This is a genomic window from Mariniphaga sp. (assembly GCF_041687215.1).
Taxonomy (GTDB): domain Bacteria; phylum Bacteroidota; class Bacteroidia; order Bacteroidales; family Prolixibacteraceae; genus Mariniphaga.
This window is the reverse complement of sequence record NZ_JAWLCI010000060.1, coordinates 1-11,988: the sequence shown is the minus strand read 5'-3', so window position 1 is coordinate 11,988 and position 11,988 is coordinate 1. Positions and strand designations below refer to the sequence as shown.

General features: G+C 45.8%; 7 protein-coding genes. 2 read left to right on the top strand and 5 right to left on the bottom strand.

The window, feature by feature from the left end; genetic code table 11:
- Positions 1-26: 26 nt before the first annotated feature.
- A complete protein-coding gene (locus ACESMA_RS17180; protein WP_372950092.1) occupies positions 27-614 on the top strand; it encodes a DUF3365 domain-containing protein in 588 nt (195 codons plus the stop codon).
- Between the two features lie 163 nt (positions 615-777).
- Here ACESMA_RS17180 and ACESMA_RS17175 read toward each other — a convergent pair whose 3' ends face one another.
- The 5 genes from ACESMA_RS17175 to ACESMA_RS17155 form a co-directional block, all read right to left on the bottom strand.
- The gene (locus ACESMA_RS17175) at positions 778-9,210 is read right to left on the bottom strand and encodes an Ig-like domain-containing protein (RefSeq protein WP_372950091.1); all 8,433 of its coding nucleotides are present in this window, start codon (positions 9,208-9,210) and stop codon (positions 778-780) included.
- 171 nt (positions 9,211-9,381) lie between these two features.
- Positions 9,382-9,546: a hypothetical protein gene (locus tag ACESMA_RS17170; protein WP_372950090.1), complete on the bottom strand. Its 165-nt coding sequence runs from the start codon at positions 9,544-9,546 to the stop codon at positions 9,382-9,384.
- Complete coding sequence (locus tag ACESMA_RS17165) at positions 9,539-10,237, bottom strand: hypothetical protein (RefSeq protein WP_372950089.1); 699 nt, start codon at positions 10,235-10,237, stop codon at positions 9,539-9,541. The genes ACESMA_RS17170 and ACESMA_RS17165 overlap by 8 nt, the downstream gene beginning before the upstream one ends.
- Positions 10,238-10,569: 332 nt before the next feature.
- The gene (locus ACESMA_RS17160) at positions 10,570-10,776 is read right to left on the bottom strand and encodes a hypothetical protein (RefSeq protein ID WP_372950088.1); all 207 of its coding nucleotides are present in this window, start codon (positions 10,774-10,776) and stop codon (positions 10,570-10,572) included.
- Positions 10,773-11,549 carry a hypothetical protein gene (locus ACESMA_RS17155; protein ID WP_372950087.1) on the bottom strand — a complete coding sequence of 259 codons (777 nt, stop codon included), beginning with the start codon at positions 11,547-11,549 and terminating at the stop codon, positions 10,773-10,775. The genes ACESMA_RS17160 and ACESMA_RS17155 overlap by 4 nt, the downstream gene beginning before the upstream one ends.
- A 69-nt stretch (positions 11,550-11,618) precedes the next feature.
- On the opposite strand from ACESMA_RS17155, the gene ACESMA_RS17150 reads away from it, so the two are divergent.
- Positions 11,619-11,988: hypothetical protein (locus ACESMA_RS17150; protein ID WP_372950086.1), on the top strand; the 370-nt coding region annotated here is incomplete at its 3' end.

Sequence of the window (11,988 nt, the reverse complement as noted above, 5' to 3'; positions counted from 1 at the left end):
ACAAAAGAATACTAAAAAAAACCATTATGAAACGACTTTTTATTTTACCGAATCTGGTTTTAATTGCCGTACTGTTCTTTTCCTGCGGGCAAAAAGCCTCAGAAAAAATTGATTCTGCAACCTATGCCCGGTACCAAAAATCGGGTAACGAAATCTCCAGTCAAACCCAGGGAGTTTTACTGGCCAACGTATCAAAAGCCATGCAACAGGGCGGAAGCCTTTATGCTGTGGAGTTCTGCAACTTGCAGGCTTCCGGCCTGGTGGACAGCCTGAACGCTGAATATAACTGCGAAATTTCGCGCGTTACCAACAAAAACCGGAACCCGGAGAATAATCTGGAAACAAAAACCGACAAACAAATTTGGGCTTATTTCTCCAGCATTCAGCAAAATGAGGAATTGCACGACACGCTGATTCAAAACAAGAATACAATAACTTATTACAAACCGATTCTCACCGCCATGCCAGCTTGCTTGCAATGCCACGGGCCGGTACAGGATATTGACCCGGAAACCTGGGAAAAAATTCAATCCCTTTATCCGGAAGATAAAGCCACAGGATATGCCCTGAACGAACTCAGGGGAATGTGGAAAATCGGGTTTAAAAGAAAGTAATACAAAATCTTATCTGATAGTAAATCCCTGCTCTGAACTTTCCCCGCCTTTTCAAGGAGGGGTCAGTTGGCCGTTCGGCTATAGACGGCCAACTGGGGGTGGTTAATCCTAATCATTTTTAATATCCCCAACAGGTGGTTGATTTTATTCCATTGAACAAACCCTAATAAGCCACCATCACTGTTCCGGTTCTTACTTCGCCGTTACCCAGTTCAAGCACATAAAGGTAGTTTCCGGCAGGCAATGTGCCCCGGCCAAGTGTTAAGCGGTGCTCGGAATTACCCCACCACCATGCGTTTTCATCAGATCCCCAGTAGTCGAGATTTCCATAATTGAACTTCTCAAATAATTTATTTCCGCCCCTGTCGAAAATTCGCATAACCGCCTCAGGATATTTTTCAATACAGTAAATCTGGAAGAAATCGTGTACCCCGTCGCCATTGGGTGAGAATCCGTCAGGTATAAACAGTGAACATTCAGTGGGTATTTCATCTTCGTCACCGGGCAATCCGTCGCAATCCACTGATGGCAATACATTAATCCAAACCATAGCTTCGTCGCACATACTCGGGAAGCCATCGTCGCAAATGCGGTAAACGAATGTATCAATTCCCACAAAATCTTCATCAGGCATGTAAACAAAAGCACCATCGCTTTCAATACTAACTGTACCATGCTGAACATCAACCATTGGCCAGGTGATAATCTGGAAATTATCTCCATCCGGATCGTAATCATTCGGCAGCACATATTCAATTAACGGGAAGCACATTACCGTAAACGTATCGTTCACAGCTACCGGCGGATTGTTCGGCGCTTTCACTTCAAAAATAACCAGTGCCGTATCGCTTAACGGTTCGCACGGAATTCCGTCGTCAAACACCACATAGCTCAGCGTGTCGAAACCAACGAAATCCAGGGCCGGAGTGTAAGTAACCACACCGGTTGCCGAACTGGCAGTTGCTGTTCCGTTTTCCGGAGCATCGATGATTTGAACCGAAGCAACATCGATTTCACTGTTCGAATCTGAATCATTGTCAGTTACAGCAATCATAACAGTCTCATTTTGCAATGTTACTGTGCTGTCATTCAGCGCAATCGGTGGTGTATTTTCTGAAACAGTAACTGAAATGGTAATACTTTCTGCACAATCATAAGTGTTGTCGGGTGTGAAAACAAAAGTCAGGTTAATGGCAACACTGGTATCTATCGTATCCGCATTCCAGGTGCCAACTACTCCATTCCTGTCAGTTTCGGGCAGTTGAGGTGGGATTTGCCCAATACAAAGAGGACCTATTGGATCAAACTCAGGTATAACCGGCGGCAGTACTTCAATAAATATGGTATCGGTAGCAGCACAATGGATTCCCTCCTCAGGAATAAATACATATTCGAATACGCCAACCGAATCGGTGCGAATAATGGCTGGCTCCCATCTGCCATTCACCTCGTTAAAGTTGGCCGGAGGTAATTGGGGCGGATCCTCGTTCAGGCATAATGGTCCAATCGGATCAAATTGAGGTATAATCAGCGTGTCAATTAAAATGATCATTTCAAAGGTTTGGGCACACGCGTATGAAGCATCCGGCGTGAACACAAAAACTAACGGCCCGGGCACACTTGTATCAATTGTTTCCGGATTCCAGGTGCCTGCTATTCCATTCAGCGAAGTATCGGGAAGTGCCGGTGGAGTATTGAACTGACATATCGGGCCAATGGGGTCAAATTGAGGGACAATTGAGTCCAGAATTTCTATAACGAAACTTACCTCAACTGCGCATTCTCCTTCTTCCGGAATAAAAGAATATAAGTTGCTTCCTGGAGCAGTAGTGTCAATTGAATCGGGAACCCATGTTCCAGTAATATTATTTAGTGAAACCAACGGCAATTGCGGTGGGATTTCATTCAGGCAAAGCACATCAACCAAATCAAAGACAGGAACAATTTCATTCGTAATTTCAATTTCAATGGTTACTGCAATCGCACACTGACCTGAATCAGGAGTAAAAGTATAATAGCCAATACCTGTTGTTCCGGTTTCAATAACCGCAGGATCCCATGTTCCGGTAATGTTGTTGTCAGAAGTTAACGGCAGTTCAGGCGGAGTACTGTTCAGGCAGAACGGCCCTATTTGGCTAAATACCGGTTCAATTTCATCCACTACTTCAATTGGAATGACTACGGGGACAGCGCATTGCCCTTCATCCGGAGTGAATGTGTAGCCAATAATGCCCACAGTTGCAGTTGAAATAACTTCTGGTTCCCAGGTACCTGTAATGCCGTTGGTGGATTCAGCCGGTAATTCCGGTGGGATATCATTCAGACAAAGTGGACCGATGGGATCAAATTCAGGTACAATTTCATCCACAATTTCAATTTCCATGGTTACTTCCACAGCACACTGTCCGGCATCGGGTGTAAATGTATAAATTTGGGTTCCAAATACCGCTGTATTTATAACATCCGGCATCCAGGTACCTGTAATTCCGTTGGTGGATTCAGTCGGCAATGCAGGCGCCTTGCTGTATTGGCATAACGGACCTAATTGTGCAAAAACAGGAATTACTTCGTAATCGAGCACAATGGTTTGGACACAACTGGTTTCATTGCAACCGTCTGAAACCGTGAAGGTACGCTTAATGGTAATCGGGCAGTTACCGTCAGCCACATCCTGCCAGGTAAGTGAAATAACGGCACAGTTATCTGAGTATGAAATTCCCAAAGCCTGTGCCCATGCATCCGTAAGCGGAATATTCTGTTCTTCGGTGGATAAGGGCAGGCCGGTAAGGGCTTCAAGTTCACCCAGCGTAACTTCCGCGGTTATATCATCCGGACAGGTAATTTCCGGAGGTGTCTTGTCTTCCACTATAATTCGTTCATTGAAGCGAGCAAAGTTTCCGCAAAGATCTCTAATCTCATAAATTCTTCTAATCGTTATTATTTTCGGGCATTCTTCATCTGTAATGGTTTCAGAAACAAGCCTGAAGCTGTTATTATCAATTCCACAATTATCGGTGGCAGGTCCGTACTTTGCAACAAAATTGGAATATCCCTGACTGCCATTTGCAAATCTTGGAGGAACATCATCAATACATTCCACCACAGTTGGTAATGGATTGATTGGGAATCTCGGGTCAATATTATCATCAATAGTAATTGTCTGATAGCATTCCATTTCAATGCCACACACATCAACTATGCTGTACCGCCTGATAATGGTTGTTGGACATGAAGGAATTCTTGATATTTCCTCACCCTGGAAGCTGCTTAAATCCAATTCGCAATCGCTTTCAAATAAACCACCTGCATCTGCAAATTCCTGATAACTGCTGAATATTGGAGGTTCTTCCCCAACACATACAAACGTTAAATCGGATGGACAAATCTGGGTAACATTGGGACTTTCTGCCTCAATAATAATTACCTGCGATACCTGGCATCCGTTTGCATCAGTTACTACCACCGTATAAGCACCTGCTGCCAGATTATTAATGTCTTCGTTGTTGGATGTATATCCGTCAGGGCCTGACCATGCAAAAGAATAAGGTTCGGTTCCTCCGGAAACAGTCAGATTAATGCTGCCAATTGGTTCGGTTGACTGTCCCAAATCCACTTTTGTAACCGTTAAATTCAGTTCAGTTGGCTCGCTCAGTATTATCGTATGTGTTTCACTCTCTCCGGCATCGTCGGTTACGGTTACGGTATAAGTGCCTGCATCCAGGTCGTAAATATCTTTGGTAGTTGCGCCGGTATTCCATAAATAAGTATATGGTTCTGTTCCTCCCGAAACAGTTAATTCAATTCCACCCGTACTTTCACCATAACAGTCAATGGGTAAAATGAAATGGTTGATGACCAAAACTCCTGATTCTTCGGTTACTGTTATCTGTATCTTGTTGGATTCAGCAGGTTTTGGAGCCGCACAAACCAAATCGGACATAAGTGTTGCATAAACCGAATCTTTGTCTTCCGGAATGTAGGTAAATGTATCGGAGGATTCTCCCGGAACCAAAACATCGTTAACAAACCAGGCAAAAACCGGGTTTGTACCGCCATTTACCGGTGTAGCTGTAAATGTAACTTGTTCTCCTTCTGTAACCTCTGTTCTGTCGGCAGCAATTAAAACGGAAACTTCAACTGTTTCAATAATGGTCAGGTCAAGCCGCAATGTGTCGTCACAACCTGCTGCATTTATGGTAATTAAATCGTAAAGCCCGGTATTGTAATAGGTAATTCCTGTACCGTCGAGCCAGGTAAATGAATCACATGCCGTTTCAAATACGATATCAAATTTTCCGAGACCGATAATTACATTAACTTCTTCCACAACAAAGCAGCCGAATGAATTTTCTGCCCTAATAAAATAAGTACCCGTGGTTGTAACAGCATCCGGATTGGCCAGTGGTTTCGTAGCTTCTTCATCAAACCAGTAAGACAGCAGAATATCAGAATCTGAACCGGCAGTGACGGAAGCTGCTGTCAAATCAACTGTTTCCGGCTCACAAACAGGCTCCGGATCGGTAATAACCAGCAATGGTTTACTGTAAATCGTTACGTTTACTTCTTTTGTAATAAAGCAGCCGCCCAGGTTTGTTCCCCGGATAAAATAGATTCCGGTTGATGTAACAGAATCAGGCCTGGTTAATGGCAATGTGGCTTCCCCGTCCAGCCAGTAAGAAAGTTGAATATCGGCATCTGAACCGGCAGTTACAACGGCATCGGTCAAATCTATGGCTTCCGGTTCACACACAGGACCCGGATCCGCTACAACCAGAAGTGGTTGGCTGTCGATGATGGCGTTTACTTCCTCTATTACAAAACAGCCAAATGTATTTTCCGCTTTAATATAATAGATGCCGGTAACCGTTACAGAATCGGGTTTTGTCAAAGGCTGTGTGGCAGCTTCATCGAGCCAGTAAGTAAGCAGAAGGTCGGCATCTGATCCGGCAGTGACTGATTCATCGGTTAAGTCTATTGAATCCGGTTCGCAAACAGGATCGGGGTCAGTAACGACCAGAACCGGCCTTGGGTAAATGGCAACATTCACCTCTTTAATAATAAAACAGCCAACTGAATTGGTTGCTCCAATGTAATAAATTCCGGCGGTGGTAACAGAATCAGGCCTTGCCAGTTGTTGTGTTGCTTCCGTATCCAGCCAGTAACTCAACTGAAGGTCGGAATCTGAACCGGCAGTTATAAATGCTTCAGTCAAATCGATAATTTCGGGCTCGCAAACCGGAGTTGGATCAGTGATGACCAGAAGCGGTTCTTCGTAAATGGTTACGTTCACTGCTTTTACCACAGAGCAGCCACCAGCGTTTTCTGCCCGTATGTAATAAATTCCGGTTACGGTAACAGAATCAGGACTGCCCAGTGGCAAAGTGGCTGCTTCATCCATCCAGTAAGTCAGTTGAAGGTCATCATCCGAACCGGCAGTTATCATAGCATCAGTTAAATCTGCTGCGAATGGTTCACACACAGCGTCAGGATCGGTAACGACCAGAAGCGGTTCGCTGTCCCTGATTACGTTTACCTGTTCAACGGTAATGCAGCCGTTGGAGTTTATTGCTCTGATGTAATAGGTCCCTGTAGTGAAAACGGAATCCGGCCCGGACAATGGCTGAGTAGCATCTTCATCAAGCCAGTAAGTGAGTTGAAGATTGGCATCTGAACCGGCAGTTATCGCTGCATCAGTCAAATCCACTGTTTCAGGTTCACATACTGGTTCCGGGTCCGTAATGACCAGCAACGGTTTTCTGTTGATGACAACATTGACCTGTTCAACCACAAAGCAACCGCCAAAGTTAGTTGCAACAATGTAGTAGGTGCCGGATGAAGTTACAGAATCCGGGTCAGATAGTGGCAAAGTAGCTGCTTCATCCAGCCAGTAAGTCAGTTGAATGTTGGCATCCGAACCGGCAGTTATTGCTGCATCGGTCAGGTCTATTGCTTCCGGTTCACACACCGGAGCCGGATCTGTGATAACCAGAAGCGGCCTGTTGTCAATGATCACATTTACTTCTTCAACCGCAAAGCAGCCTCCAGCGTTTTCTGCCCTGATGTAATAAATTCCGGGATCTGTAACAGAATCCGGATTGCTTACCGGCAAGGTGGCTGCTTCGTTCAGCCAATAGGTGAATTGCAGATTGGCATCCGAACCGGAAGTTACGGATGGATCGGTTAAATCTATTGCCAAAGGTTCACAAACCGGTTCCGGATCTATGATGACCAGAACCGGTTTGCTGTCTCTGATTACATTCACTGCTTCAATTACAAAGCAGCCGAAAATGTTCTCAGCCCTGATATAATAGGTACCCGTGATTGTAACAGAATCCGGCCCGGAAAGCGGTTGGGTGGCTTCCTCATCTAGCCAGTAAGTGAATTGAAGGTCGGCATCAGAACCGGCAGTTACAGAGGCTTCAGTCAGATCGATTGATTCCGGCTCGCAAACAGGTTCCGGATCTGTAATAACCAGCACCGGTTTGCTATGAATGGTTACATTGACTTCTTCCGTAATAAAACATCCTCCCAGGTTTGTTGCTCTTATGTAGTAGATTCCGGTAACGGTAACTGAATCGGGCCTGGTCAGGGGCTGAGTTGCTTCTTCGTCAAGCCAGTAAGTAAGTTGAATGTCGGCATCCGAACCGGCAGTAATTGATGCATCGGTCAAATTTACAGCTTCAGGTTCACAAACGGGAGCCGGATCGGTGACGACCAAAAGCGGCTGGCTGTCGATGATGGCGTTAACTGCTTCAATGGTATAACATCCGAAGGTGTTTTCTGCCCTGATATAATAGGTGCCGATGGTTGTAACAGAATCCGGTCTGGAAAGTGGTTGAGAGGCATCTTCATCCAACCAGTAAGTCAGCAAAATGTCGGCATCCGAACCGGCAGTTACATTCGGAACGGTCAGATCGATGGCGTTCGGTTCACAAACAGGTTCCGGATCGGTAATGACCAGAACAGGCCTGGGGTAGATGACTACATCCACTTCCTCAATAACAAAACAGCCGAAAGTGTTTGTTGCTCCAATGTAATAGATGCCGGAGATTGTAACCGAATCCGGATTGTTCAGCGGCTGGGTTGCCTCTTCGTCAAGCCAGTAACTGAATTGTAGGTCAGAATCAGAACCTGCAGTTATGGCTGCACCGGTCAAATCGATGGCTTCCGGCTCACATACGGGGTCGGGGTTTGTGATGACCAGAAGCGGCTCTTCGTGAATGATTACGTTTACTTCTTTAACTTCGAAACAGCCGCCTGCGTTTTCTGCCCTGACAAAATAAATGCCTGCAATGGCAACAGAGTCGGGGTTAGTTAAAGGTTGGGTGGCTTCATCATCGAGCCAGTAGGTCAGCATGATGTCAGTATCCGAACCGGCAGTAACCGCTGGATCAGTCAAGTCTATTGTTTCAGGCTCACATACCGGGTCCGGGTCTGTAATAACCAGAATAGGTTTGCTGTTTCTGATTACATTCACGGGTTCAATTACGAAGCAGCCGAAGCTGTTCACTGCTCTTATATAATAGGTGCCGCTGATGGTAACAGAATCCGGATTAGTCAGCGTTTGGGTGGCATCTTCATCCAGCCAGTAAGTCAGCAAAATGTCAGTATCCGAACCGGCCGTTACCGCTGCATCGGTCAAATCAATTGCTTCCGGTTCGCAAACAGGTTCGGGATCGGTGATAACCAGAAGCGGTTTTTTATTCACCGTAATAACCACCCTGTCGGTAGCTTCGCAACCATATTGATTGGTAACGGTGTAAGTAAGCACATAAACACCGGGAGGGGCATTTTCACTGAAAACGGGGTCAACAATGTCTGTGGCATTCAGCCAGTCAGTTTCTTCAGCCTCGCCCGACCATTCGTGTTTAAAACTAAGTTCGCTGTTGTCCGTTGGATTTCCGTTCAACTGAATGGCCGTGCCTTCGCAAACTTCGGCGAAGAAAGGTGAAATTTCTGCAAATATTTCTATGAAGGTTATGTCTATGGTTGATACTGCCGGTTCGCAGGAACCCGCATTGCCCAATCCCATGGCAGTGAGTGAAAGGGTCACATTTCCGGCAGCCAAATCACCCTCCCCGGGGAAATACGTGGGGCGCCTTCTATTTGGATCATTGAATGTTCCGTCACCAAAAGTAACCCATATCAACTCTGAATAGTTGGCTGCTGTGGCCTCTTCCAGGAAAATATTATCGGTAGCACAAGCCACAATGGGATTACCCGCAAAAGCCTCCGGATCAGGAACAACTTCCACCTCGCCCAGTTCGTGATTAATGCAACCAAACGAACTGGTTTGTTCCACCGACAAATAATACATTCCGGTATCCACCGCCCAGGGGATGATTATTTCACTGCCCCAGATGGGGTTGCCAAAGCTGTCGGTGCCGGTAAAATCGGTCCCGGTTTCATTGGCCAGTTCAATCTGAACGCTGTCGGCATCGTGCAGCTTCCATATCCAGGTGGAGCCTTCTTCTCCGTCAATCCGGTAAGTGCGCTCAGCATCCTGACATACAATATCAATGACATAGCTCTCCTGCGCCACTGCCTGTGCAGCAACCAGAAGGAGTGTCAATAATATGTATGTCAGTCTTTTCATCTAATTGTCACTGGTCATTTGTCATTGGTCATTGGTCACTTGTCATTTGTAATTATCTTTTTACTAATCATTTTTCACTATTTACTTCTTACTGTTTCCTGAGACTGAAAACTGAGACTGTCCACTCTCCTGTCACCGGTCATTTGTAATTATCTTTTTATTATTCATTTTTCACCATTTACTTCTTACTGTTTCCTGAGACTGAAAACTGAGACTGTCCACTCTCCTGTCTTCCCGCTTCCATCTTCCAACTTCGTGCTTCCAACTTCCGTCTTCGGTCTTCCGTCTTCCCGCTTTCTCTCTCAAAATTATCAGTTCTCTCCATACTTTACTCATCTTTTAAATAAATTCTTGTATTCACAGGCGTTGGATGAATAACCACTCCAATTTTCTGTGGCACCGTGTAGGTTTTTACGGTACACTCGTCGGTTACTTCCATTACCCAGAAGTCAGTTGTTCCCGGTTCAAGCATGGGAATGGGTGCAAAATAGATTTCGTCGGTAATCCCGTTCAGGTTAACCACCGCACTGCCGTCTCCGTAAGTGTAGGTTACATCCCACGGGCCCCGGCCTGTAAGGATTATCCTGATTTCAGCCGGATCGCCGTAGCAGAATTCATCTGCTTCCAGTTGCGCATCCAGCGTTGATTCTTCCACATCAATAAGGAATACCAGCAGGTTGTTGGTACATCCCACCTCGTCCCAAACCATTACACGCAGGAAGTAGCGGCCTGCCTCAAGGAAATTAACCCTCACTGTTGAGCCCTGGTACATTCCGTTTTCAAAATAGGGGGTTGGGTCCACATTGCCGTGGTTAGTGGCAAAGTTTACGGTATCCCAGTCCATTTCGGTGTACAGGTGCCAGGTATAGCGGTCGCCCGGCATATTCACCACGCTGAACTCATACGAGTCGCACTGATCTACAATAATATGCTGCACCGGTTTCTGGGCTACGGCAGAAGCCACAGCCAGAACCGCCAGGAGGATTCCCGGAATTCGTCGCATGATATGGTAAATCAGTTGTTTCATTGTAAGCCCCCTCTAACTCTCCGCCAATTGGCGGAAGAAAAAAGAGAATTGTATTTTAATTAATTGTTCATCATCTTTTATTAGTTACAAACTTTAAGTTGTAAGTAGAATAAGAAACCGCATAGTACCCCGAGGTGCATAGCACCAGAATCTTCCTTCCTGATTCGTTATTCATTATTCTATATTCTTCCTTCATCATTGGATATTGCTTATTCATTATTCTAAATTTCCTTTCGTCTTCGGTCTTCCGTCTTCCGACTTCCTGATTTTACATTCCATTTTCCCGTTTAATGTTTTGGTGCGCTGCACCTTCATCCAAAATAGATAATATCTCATACTACAAAGGTTTTGCGGCGCTGCCGCTGGTCTTCTTCCAACTTCTGTCTTCCGTCTTCCGTCTTCCAACTTCCAACTTCCAACTTCCGTCTTCCGTCTTCCGTCTTCCAACTTCCAACTTCCAACTTCCGTCTTCCAACTTCCAACTTCCTTATTTTACATTTCATATTTCCGTTTAATGTTTCGGTGCGCTGCACCTTCATCCAAAATAGATTACATCTAATACTACAAAGGTTTCGCGGCGCTGCCGCTGGTCTTCTTCCAACTTCTGTCTTCCGTCTTCCGTCTTCCAACTTCCAACTTCCGTCTTCCAACTTCCAACTTCCAACTTCCTAATTTTACATTCCATTTTCCCGTTTAATGTTTCGGTGCGCTGCACCTTCATCCAAAATAGATAATATCTCATACTACAAAGGTTTTGCGGCGCTGCCGCTGGTCTTCTTCCAACTTCGGTCTTCGGTCTTCCGTCTTCCGTCTTCCGCCTTCCGTCTTCCGACTTCCTGATTTTACATTCCATATTCCCGGTTAATGTTTCGGTGCGCTGCACCTTCATCCAAAATAGATAATATCTCATACTACAAAGGTTTTGCGGCGCTGCCGCTGGTCTTCTTCCAACTTCCGTCTTCGGTCTTCCGTCTTCCATCTTCGTGCTTCCAACTTCCAACTTCTCCGCATACCTTTCCCATTCCGGTGGAATTACCGGTCGTTTTTCCGCTGTTTTTCGGCTTCCCAAACCCGTGCTGAAACCTGCGCGGACCGCGGTTCCGTGGCGGTTGTGCAAATTCTCCCGGTTACTTTCGGGATTGTCGCGAAAAACGTTATCTGTATCGTCTCTGGCGCGTTCCACCCGGGTGCCGCTCTGGCAAACTTTTTCAGGCGGTTGACCGGCCGGTTCCCTGGCTTTGTTCCAGGTTTTTAAACCCTGAAGGTTTGGACTGCCATACAGATTATCTATTGCCGTCTGCTTTTCTTCCATTGCCGTCTGCTTTAGCTGACGGGGCAAAGTTGAGCAGTGCAATTCTTCCGGCTTTAGCCTCATAGGTAAATGTGGCTGAAGCCCTGCAAAGATGAAAGCATCCTTTTTCCGTTGGTTAAAACCAACGGCAATACCAGCGGCACTGCCACTAACCAAACCTTTCCCATCCCCGAAAGGATGTTTCCTATCCCCGAGGGAATCATTCCGATCCCAAAGGGAATTATTCCTGTTACCGAGGGAATCGTTCCAATCCCCAAGGGAATCATTCCTGTTACCAGGGGAATCGTTCCTGTTACCGAGGGAATCGTTCCTGTTACCGAGGGAATCATTATGATCCCAAAGGGAATCGTTCCTGTTACCGAGGGAATCATTATGATCCCAAAGGGAATCGTTCCTGTTACCGAGGGGATATTTCCTATCCCCGAAGGAATATTTCCTA